7 protein-coding genes are annotated in these 8,784 nt (G+C 69.6%); 3 read left to right on the forward strand and 4 right to left on the reverse strand.

The features are described 5' to 3' along the window. Positions 1-540: HAD-IC family P-type ATPase (locus tag ACF1CT_RS37150; RefSeq protein WP_391788453.1), on the forward strand; the 540-nt coding region annotated here is incomplete at its 5' end. A 556-nt stretch (positions 541-1,096) separates the two neighbouring features. On the opposite strand, the gene ACF1CT_RS37155 is transcribed toward ACF1CT_RS37150, so the two are convergent. Then, the gene (locus ACF1CT_RS37155; protein WP_391788458.1) at positions 1,097-2,386 is read right to left on the reverse strand and encodes a citrate synthase; all 1,290 of its coding nucleotides are present in this window, start codon (positions 2,384-2,386) and stop codon (positions 1,097-1,099) included. Between the two features lie 126 nt (positions 2,387-2,512). Then, complete coding sequence (locus tag ACF1CT_RS37160) at positions 2,513-4,813, reverse strand: ATP-dependent RecD-like DNA helicase (protein ID WP_391788459.1); 2,301 nt, start codon at positions 4,811-4,813, stop codon at positions 2,513-2,515. A gap of 312 nt (positions 4,814-5,125) precedes the next feature. On the opposite strand from ACF1CT_RS37160, the gene ACF1CT_RS37165 reads away from it, so the two are divergent. Beyond that, on the forward strand, positions 5,126-5,641 hold the full coding sequence (locus tag ACF1CT_RS37165; RefSeq protein ID WP_391788454.1) for an SRPBCC family protein: 516 nt from the start codon (positions 5,126-5,128) through the stop codon (positions 5,639-5,641). Positions 5,642-5,894: 253 nt separating this feature from the next. Here ACF1CT_RS37165 and ACF1CT_RS37170 read toward each other — a convergent pair whose 3' ends face one another. Next, the gene (locus tag ACF1CT_RS37170) at positions 5,895-6,569 is read right to left on the reverse strand and encodes a DNA-binding response regulator (protein WP_391788455.1); all 675 of its coding nucleotides are present in this window, start codon (positions 6,567-6,569) and stop codon (positions 5,895-5,897) included. 88 nt (positions 6,570-6,657) lie between these two features. On the opposite strand from ACF1CT_RS37170, the gene ACF1CT_RS37175 reads away from it, so the two are divergent. Further along, positions 6,658-7,530: an oxidoreductase gene (locus ACF1CT_RS37175; protein ID WP_391788456.1), complete on the forward strand. Its 873-nt coding sequence runs from the start codon at positions 6,658-6,660 to the stop codon at positions 7,528-7,530. Between the two features lie 101 nt (positions 7,531-7,631). On the opposite strand, the gene ACF1CT_RS37180 is transcribed toward ACF1CT_RS37175, so the two are convergent. Then, the gene (locus ACF1CT_RS37180; protein WP_391788457.1) at positions 7,632-8,126 is read right to left on the reverse strand and encodes a hypothetical protein; all 495 of its coding nucleotides are present in this window, start codon (positions 8,124-8,126) and stop codon (positions 7,632-7,634) included. Positions 8,127-8,784 lie beyond the last annotated feature (658 nt).

Consider the following 8,784-nt stretch of genomic DNA (forward strand, 5'->3'; position numbering starts at 1 on the left):
GAAGTCGCCGACGCCGTCAAGGACACCAGCGCCGAGGCCATCACCCGGCTCCGCGCCCTCGGCCTGACCCCGATCCTGCTGACCGGCGACAACCGCGTCTCGGCCGACGCGGTGGCCCACGCCGTCGGCATCGACGACGTCCACGCCGAGGTCCTGCCCGAGGAGAAGGTCCAGGTCATCGAGCGGCTCCGGGCCGACGGGCGTTCCGTCGCCATGGTCGGCGACGGGGTCAACGACGCGGCGGCCCTGGCCACCGCCGATCTCGGACTGGCCATGGGCACCGGCACGGACGCCGCGATCGAGGCGAGCGATCTCACGCTCGTTCGTGGAGATCTCAAGGTGGCGGCCGATGCGATCAGGCTCTCGCGACGCACCCTGGCCACCATCAGGGGCAACCTCCTCTGGGCATTCGGCTATAACGTTATCGCCCTCCCCCTTGCGGCATTTGGCCTGCTCAACCCTATGATTGCCGGAGCGGCGATGGCGCTCTCATCGGTCTTCGTCGTGATGAACAGCCTGCGGTTGCGCGCCTTCACGTAACTTCCACAAAGAGACTTAGATCACACTGATTTCAGGGTAACCATCCAGTGGGTTCGCGAGTCTAAGAGTGCGATGCCAAGGATGTCTTGGGGGATGTCCGCGAAGCGTCTTGGGGGACGTTTCGGGCAAGCGTTGGCCGGGGCACGTGCACCGGGGAGCTTTGAGCGGCCCTCCCGTGCGTACGTACCCCGGCAGACCGCACCGGAAGTACAAGTGAAAAGCGCACGTCGCAGTGGGTGAGGTCTTGCCCAGGAGCTTCGGCTCCCACAGACGCCCGGCCGGATCCCGTGGGGGGAATCCGCTCCGGGACATGGGAAGCGCCTCGCTGTCGGCCCGTGGGGGGATCGATGGCGAGGCGCTTCTCTCTGCCCTCGCCCCGTTTCCCCCGCGCCTCTCGACTCCGCACCCCTCGCACGCGAATCGCCCCGTGTACCGCGCTCTGTGCGAAAGCGCGGTACACGGGGCGAAGATCACCGGCCGGACGGCCGGGAGGTGCGAGGGGCCGAATGGCCCAGTGGTGCGTGGCTCGGCCTGGCGTTCGGCCCGGTGCGGTGGCTCAGCGGCCCTCGACCGGGACGAAGTCGCGCAGGACCTCGCCGGTGTAGATCTGGCGCGGGCGGCCGATGCGGGAACCCGGCTCCTTGATCATCTCGTGCCACTGGGCGATCCAGCCGGGAAGGCGGCCGAGCGCGAAGAGCACGGTGAACATCTCGGTCGGGAAGCCCATGGCCCGGTAGATCAGACCGGTGTAGAAGTCCACGTTGGGGTAGAGGTTGCGCGAGACGAAGTACTCGTCGGAGAGCGCGTGCTCCTCCAGCTTCAGCGCGATGTCGAGCAGCTCGTCGGACTTGCCGAGCGCGGACAGCACATCGTGGGCAGCGGCCTTGATGATCTTGGCGCGCGGGTCGAAGGACTTGTAGACGCGGTGGCCGAAGCCCATCAGCCGGACGCCGTCCTCCTTGTTCTTCACCTTGTTGATGAAGGAGTCGACGTCGCCGCCGTTGGCCTGGATGCCTTCGAGCATCTCCAGCACCGACTGGTTGGCACCGCCGTGCAGCGGACCCCAGAGCGCCGAGATGCCGGCGGAGATCGAGGCGAACATGTTCGCCTGCGAGGAGCCGACCAGACGGACCGTGGAGGTCGAACAGTTCTGCTCGTGGTCCGCGTGCAGGATGAGCAGCTTGTCGAGCGCGGAGACGACGACCGGGTCCGGCACGTACTCCTGGGCCGGGACCGAGAAGGTCATGCGCAGGAAGTTCTCGACGTACCCGAGGTCGTTGCGCGGGTAGACGAAGGGGTGGCCGATCGACTTCTTGTAGGCGTACGCGGCGATCGTCGGCAGCTTGGCCAGCAGCCGGATCGTCGAGAGGTGGCGCTGCTCCTCGTCGAACGGGTTGTGGCTGTCCTGGTAGAACGTGGACAGCGCGCTGACGACCGAGGACAGCATGGCCATCGGGTGGGCGTCGCGCGGGAAGCCGTCGAAGAACCGCTTGACGTCCTCGTGCAGCAGCGTGTGCTGGGTGATCTCGTTCTTGAAGGTCGACAGCTCGTCGACCTTCGGAAGCTCACCGTTGATGAGGGTGTAGGCGACCTCAAGGAACGTCGAGCGCTCGGCGAGCTGCTCGATGGGGTATCCGCGGTAGCGCAGAATGCCCTGCTCACCGTCGAGGTAGGTGATGGCGGATTTATAGGCCGCGGTGTTGCCGTATCCGCTGTCCAGCGTCACCAGCCCCGTATTGGCCCGAAGCTTCCCGATGTCGAAGCCCTTGTCGCCGACGGTGCTGTCGATCACCGGGTAGGTGTACTCGCCGTCGCCGTACCGCAGTACTACAGAGTTGTCGCTCACGTCATCCCTCACCGACGTAGTGCTTCTTTGAGGTTCCCTGACTGTCTCCACCCTCCCCCATTTGGCTCAGGAGAGTGCACTCGGGGTCGTCCATTGGACCTACTCGCGGCACTGAGTGCCGCGAGCTTACTCATCCTGCCCCGTCGGTTCCGGTTCCGGAAGAGCCGCGTGATGTTTCCCACCGATTTGATCGATCATTTTTTCGGCGGATCCTCCGTCCAGGCCTCCCGCGAGCCGGTAATCCAGCGCCGTACAGCGTCTGCCCGCGGAAACCGTGCGGACCGCCTGCCCGATCGCCTGCCGTGAACCGACCAGCACCACCAGCTTCTTGGCCCTGGTCACGGCGGTGTAGAGGAGGTTGCGCTGGAGCATCATCCAGGCGCTCTTCGTGACGGGGATGACGACGGCGGGGTACTCGCTGCCCTGGGAACGATGGATCGTCATGGCGTAGGCGTGGGCCAGTTCGTCCAGCTCGTCGAAGTCGTAGTCGATCGTCTCGTCCTCGTCCGTGCGGACGGTCAGCTTCTGTTCGTCCTGGTCGAGGGCGGTGACGACACCGACCGTGCCGTTGAAGACACCGTTCTCCCCCTTGTCGTAGTTGTTGCGGATCTGGGTGACCTTGTCGCCGACCCGGAAGACCCGGCCGCCGAACCGCTTCTCCGGCAGGTCGGGGCGGCCCGGGGTGACGGCCTGCTGAAGGAGTCCGTTGAGCACACCCGCACCGGCCGGACCGCGGTGCATCGGTGCCAGGACCTGTACGTCGCGCCGCGCGTCCAGCCCGAACTTGGCCGGAATGCGGCGGGCGGCGACGTCCACCGCGAGCCTGCCCGCGTCCTCCGTCTCGTCCTCCACGAAGAGGAAGAAGTCCTTGAGGCCCTGGGTGAGGGGCGGGACGCCGGAATTGATCCGGTGCGCGTTGGTGACGACCCCGGACTGCTGGGCCTGGCGGAAGATCGTGGTCAGCCGGACCGCCGGCACCGGGCTGCCGTCGGCGAGCAGATCGCGCAGCACCTCACCCGCGCCGACCGACGGCAACTGATCGACGTCCCCGACGAGCAGGAGGTGGGCACCGGGTGCCACCGCCTTCAGCAGCTTGTTGGCGAGCAGCAGATCGAGCATCGACGCCTCGTCGACGACGACGAGGTCGGCGTCCAGCGGGCGGTCGCGGTCGTAGGCCGCGTCACCGCCCGGCTTCAGCTCCAGCAGCCGGTGGACGGTGGACGCCTCGGCGCCGGTCAGCTCGGAGAGCCGTTTGGCCGCCCGGCCGGTGGGTGCGGCGAGCACCACCTTGGCCCGTTTGGCCCGCGCCAGTTCGACGATGGACCGGACGGTGAACGACTTGCCGCAGCCGGGCCCGCCGGTGAGGACGGCTACCTTGCGGCTGAGCGCGAGCCGTACCGCGGCCTGCTGCTCGGGGGCCAGATCCGCCCCGGTGCGGGTGGCGAGCCAGGCAAGGGCCCTGTCCCAGTCGACGTCGCCGAAGGCCGGCATCCGCTCCTCCGGGGTGCGCAGCAGCCGCCGCACCTGCGCGGCGAGCGCGACCTCGGCCCGGTGGAAGGGCACCAGGTAGATGGCGGTGACCAGCTCGCCGCCCTCGGGCGAGGGCACCTTCTCCCGGACGACGCCCTCCGGGTCCTCGGCGAGTTCGGCGAGGCACTCGATGACCAGCCCCGTGTCGACCTGGAGCAGCTTCACCCCGTCCGCGATCAGGCGCTCCTCCGGGAGGAAGCAGTGCCCCTGGTCGGTGGACTGCGACAGTGCGTACTGGAGACCGGCCTTGACCCGCTCCGGGCTGTCGTGCGGGATGCCGACAGCCTGGGCGATCTTGTCGGCGGTGAGGAAGCCGATGCCCCAGACGTCCGCGGCCAGCCGGTAGGGCTGGTTCTTCACGACGGAGATCGAGGCGTCCTCGTACTTCTTGTAGATGCGGACGGCGATGGAGGTGGAGACGCCGACGCCCTGGAGGAAGACCATCACCTCCTTGATCGCCTTCTGCTCCTCCCAGGCCGCGGCGATCATCTTCGTCCGCTTCGGCCCGAGACCCGGCACCTCGACCAGCCGCTTGGGCTCCTGCTCGATGATGTCGAGGGTGTCGACCCCGAAGTGGGTGGTGATCCGGTCCGCCATGACCGGGCCGATGCCCTTGATGAGGCCGGAGCCGAGGTAGCGGCGGATGCCCTGGATGGTGGCGGGCAGCACCGTCGTGTAGTTCTCGACGACGAACTGCTTGCCGTACTGGGAGTGGGACCCCCAACGGCCCTCCATCCGCAGCGACTCGCCGACCTGCGCGCCGAGCAGCGAGCCGACCACCGTCAGCAGATCACCCGCGCCCCGGCCCGTGTCGACGCGCGCGACGGTGTATCCGTTCTCCTCGTTGGCGTACGTGATGCGCTCCAGCACACCTTCGAGGACGGCCATGTTCGGCATGGTGGACATGGACCGACGGTATCCGCTCCCACTGACACCGCTTTTCCCGGCCCGGTTCCCCGACCCGGTTCCCCGGACTGGTTTCCGGCCCGGTTCCCCGGACTGGTTCCGGCCCGGTTTCCGGACTGGTTTCCGGACTGGTTTCCCCGCCCGGCTCCCCTATGACGCGCATCACACCTGAGGTGTTCCGGGGCGGTGGCCCGCACCGGGCGCGAGGATCCTGCCGGGGCCCGTCGCACGGTTCGGCCGGGACGGGACGACGAGTGAATCCGATATGAGGGGGATGCGTTGAGATATTCCGATGGTCCGGGCGTGGATGTCGTCGTCCATGTGGAGGCGCCCGTGTCCCGGGTCTGGGAACTGGTGGCCGACATCGGCCTGCCGGCGCGGCTGAGCCCGGAGTTGCAGCGCGTGGCCTGGCTCGACGGAGCGGACCGGCCCGTGGTGGGCGCGCGCTTCGAGGGCTTCAACCAGCACCGGTTGATCGGTGAGTGGCGAACCGTCTCCCATGTGACGGAGGCGGACGAACAACGGGTGTTCGCCTGGGCCGTCACGGACGCGGACGGCAGGTTCGGCGAGGCCACGCTCGATCCGGCCCGGTGCGCCGCGTCCTGGCGTTACGAGCTGGAGGCCGAGGCCACCGGCACCCGGCTGCGGCAGACGGTCCGCGTGGGCCCGGGGAACAGCGGGGTCACCGAGGTCATCGCGCGTCAGCCGGATCACGAGGAGCAGATCCTCGAATTCCGGCTCCAGGAGCTGCGGGCCGCGATGGAGAGCACGCTCCAGGGCATCAAGGCACTCGCCGAGGCGAACGATCCGCTCGACTGACGGCCCGGGTGCGACGCCGAAGCCGCGCGGGCACGCCCCGTTCCGGCGCGGGCACACCCCCGTGCCAGTGCGGCTTCACGTACGACGCCCGTCATCACGCCGGGCATGCCGGGCGGTCTCGTCCGGCCGGTCGGCAGGGCGCCCACCGATGTGTCGCCCCCGAGGTACCGGCGGATCCCTCGACGTGTCGCCCCCGCGGTACCGGCGGAAGAAGGCGAGGGTGCGGCCCGTGGCGATCCGGCGCCGGGGGGGGTTACGTCGAGCCGCCGGTGAGACCGAGTCGGCCCGCGTGCACGCCGGCCTGGAACCGCGAGTCGGCGTCCAGGACCGACAGCACCTCGGCCACCCGCCTGCGGTAGGTCCGCAGGGACATGCCGACGCGGCGCGCGCCCACGGAGTCGGTGAGCCCGGCCGCGAGCGCCCGCAGCACCGCGAGCGAATCGGCGTCCAGACCGTCGGTCTCGCGCCGCAGGCAGTCGGCGAGGGGGACACCCGCGTCCCATGTGGCACGCATCAGTGCGTGCACGCTCCCGACGAGGGTCGACGAGGTGGTGATCGTGAACTCGCGGCCCCGCGGTCCGCGGCGGCCGGCCAGGATCATCACCCGGCGGTCGATGACGATCGCCTCGTGCGGCAGTGTCGCGGCACGGAGGCGCACCTGCCCGCCCGCCGCCGCGACGTCGAAGAGGTGCAGCCGCTGTTCCTCGTCGGCGAGCACGGCGGGCGTGTAGAGCTTGCGCACGGCCAACCGGCCCGTGGGACCGGATCGCAGACGGCTCACGAACCCGCTCCTGGCCTCGGGCCGGGACCAGGTGTGCAGGTCGGCCGCCGCGCAGAAGAACTCCCGCGTCGCCCCGTCGAACAGCCGGCCGGCCCGCGCGGCCAACTCCCCTTCGCCGTACACCGTCAGCGTCGTCCCATCGGTCATTCCGTCAGTTTCACCCACTCGTCGGCCGTTGTGGCAAAACGCTGCCATCCGGTGCGCCGATCGGTGCGCACGGCCGGAGAGTGGACACATGACCACACAGACAACGGCCGCGGCGAGCGGCCGGTTCGTGCTCGGCGGCGACCTCCCCGTCAACCGGCTCGGCTTCGGCGCGATGAGGCTGGCGGCAGGCACTTTCGACGGGCCCGCACGCGATCCGGGGACCGGCGTCGCCGTGCTGCGGCAGGCGATCGAGGCGGGCGTGGACCACATCGACACGGCGGGCTTCTACACCCGGGGCGGGGTACGCGCCAACGACCTGATCCGCACGGCGCTCGCGCCCTACCCGGACGGGCTGGTGATCGCGACCAAGGTCGGACCGTTGCCCGGACCGGACGGCCACCCCAGCGGTCAGGCCGGACCCGGGCAACTGCGCGGGCTGGTGACCGAGGATCTGCGCTCCCTCGGACTCGACCGCCTCGACCTGGTCTACCTGCGGGTCGGGGGAATGAGCGGTCCCGGCGGCGAGAGCGTGGCCGACCGCTTCGGGGCGCTCGCCGAACTGCGCGAGGAGGGCCTGATCCGTCACCTCGGGGTCAGCAACGTCGACGGGGCCCAGCTCGACGAGGCGCTGCGCATCGCACCGGTGGCCGCGGTGCAGAACCAGTACCACGTGCACCACCACGACGACACCATGCCGGCACGCTGCGCGGAACTCGGCATCGCCTACGTGCCGTTCTTCCCGCTCGGCGGCGGCTTCGACCCGATCGAGCACGCCCGCCTCGCACGGGTCGCGAGGAGGCACGACGCGACGACCGCGCAGGTCGCCCTCGCCTGGCTGCTGGCGGCGTCGCCGAACATGCTGGCCATCCCCGGCACCGGCTCCCCCGCCCACCTCGCCGAGAACATCGCCGCGGCCGGGCTGCGCCTCGACTCCGACGACCTCGCCGAGCTGAGGGCCTGACGACCCGGCGGCCGAGGCACCGTCGCGGCGGTACGCACGGGCCCCACCGGATCCCGGGGACCGATGGGGCCGGTGCCCGCTCCGCGCGGACCGTGACGCGACTACTGCGCGGGCACCACGATGTGCAGCTTGCCGTCGACCACGGCCCAGGCGACATCCGTCGGCGCCGACGCCGTCGCGCTCTCCTGGAGCGGGAAGACGTAGAGCCCTTCGGCCGGCGCGCCGAGATCGCGGAACAGCGGCTTCTCGCTGATCCAGATCTTGCCGTCGCCGTCCCAGACCGTCGGGGTGTCGTAGTAGAAGTAGCCGTGCGTGCGCAGCTCGTCGGCGACGCCCTCGGCCCGTTGACGCAGTGCGGCGAGCCGTGCCCCGTCGATGGGGTCCCGCCCGGTGCTGAACGCGACGACGTGGTAGACGTTGTCGTCGCCGTAGTCCCGGGTGGCCAGTACCGTGGCCCGCGCCACGCCCTTCGAGGCGGCGCCGGAGAACAGCGCGTGGTTCTTCTTGGCCCGCTTCCCGAAGAGTCCGCCGCCGAAGAGCTCCTTGAGCCCGTCGACCGAAGCGAGCTTCGCGGTCAGTTGAGGGTTCTGCGACACGCTGGGCAGCCTTTCACCGAGCTTCACATTCGCACATTTGTGCCATGCGAAGGTTAGGGCAAGATCCTTGTATGCGCATCCGCGTTCGGGGACGCGCCGGCCTCCCGCCCGATGGCGCCCCGCTGACCAGCCGGACGCCCGGTTCCTCACAATCCGCTTCGCGTCACTCCGGTTCGGGCCGCTCCGGTTCCTCGCACTCCGGTTCGCATCGTTCCGGTTCGGGCCGCTCCGGTTCGGGCCGAAACGACGAGTGCCTTGAGGTCGCCGACGGCCGCACCTCGGTCCCGGTACGCGTCGGCGAGACCCCCGCCGGCCCGGCCATCCTCTTCCGTGATGAACGGGAGTGCTTCTCCTTCGACGCCCGCGTGCTCGACGAGGACGACGGGGCCGAGGGCTTCGTTCGAGTTCCGCCGGGAGAGCAGGTCTGCGGGCAGAGCTTCGGTGGGCTCACCCGGCCCTGCCCATGGGCGGGCACCCCAGGCCGTGTCTGACAGGCCCTCGCCCGATCGGCATGAATCCCTCGGGCAATCCCGGCACGACGAAACGGGGCCCGGCCGCGGGAAGGCGGATTCTTGGGGTCCTCGCAACACCTGATGGCTTACGTGGTCGTCAGTAGATCACGCAGGCGCTCGGCTGGGGTTTTCCAGCCGAGCGTTTT

Source organism: Streptomyces sp. NPDC014734 (assembly GCF_043083325.1).
In the GTDB taxonomy this organism is placed as follows: Bacteria; Actinomycetota; Actinomycetes; order Streptomycetales; family Streptomycetaceae; genus Streptomyces.

Excerpts from the sequence above, each read along its gene's own strand:
- ACF1CT_RS37160 (WP_391788459.1), bottom strand. The coding sequence starts at position 4,813 with ATGCCGAACATGGCCGTCCTCGAAGGTGTGCTGGAGCGCATCACGTAC.
- ACF1CT_RS37170 (WP_391788455.1), bottom strand. The coding sequence starts at position 6,569 with ATGACCGATGGGACGACGCTGACGGTGTACGGCGAAGGGGAGTTGGCC.
- ACF1CT_RS37175 (WP_391788456.1), top strand. The coding sequence starts at position 6,658 with ATGACCACACAGACAACGGCCGCGGCGAGCGGCCGGTTCGTGCTCGGC.